Source organism: Vibrio sp. 10N.222.52.B7 (assembly GCF_041474275.1).
In the GTDB taxonomy this organism is placed as follows: domain Bacteria; phylum Pseudomonadota; class Gammaproteobacteria; order Enterobacterales; family Vibrionaceae; genus Vibrio; species Vibrio crassostreae_C.
The window spans coordinates 1-232 of sequence record NZ_JBFRTU010000302.1; the positions used below are offsets into that span (position 1 = coordinate 1).

A 232-nucleotide genomic window follows, 5' to 3' on the forward strand; every position below is an offset into this window, starting at 1 on the left:
ATCCACGTCGTGGTTGGCACCAAGATTGGAATTCGTACATTTACGATTTAGGCAAAGAGCATGTGCGCCGTTTCTTGGTTGCAAACGCACTGTACTGGTTTGAACAATTCCATATCGACGGGATTCGTGTCGATGCGGTTGCTTCGATGTTGTACCTCGATTATTCGCGTAGCCATGATCAATGGATTCCGAACGCAGACGGCGGCAACGAAAACTACGATGCTATCGCAAC

General features: G+C 48.3%; 1 pseudogene. It reads left to right on the top strand.

The features are described from left to right. A pseudogene (locus AB4512_RS22940) lies at positions 1 to 232 on the top strand (1,4-alpha-glucan branching enzyme); the annotation flags it as partial.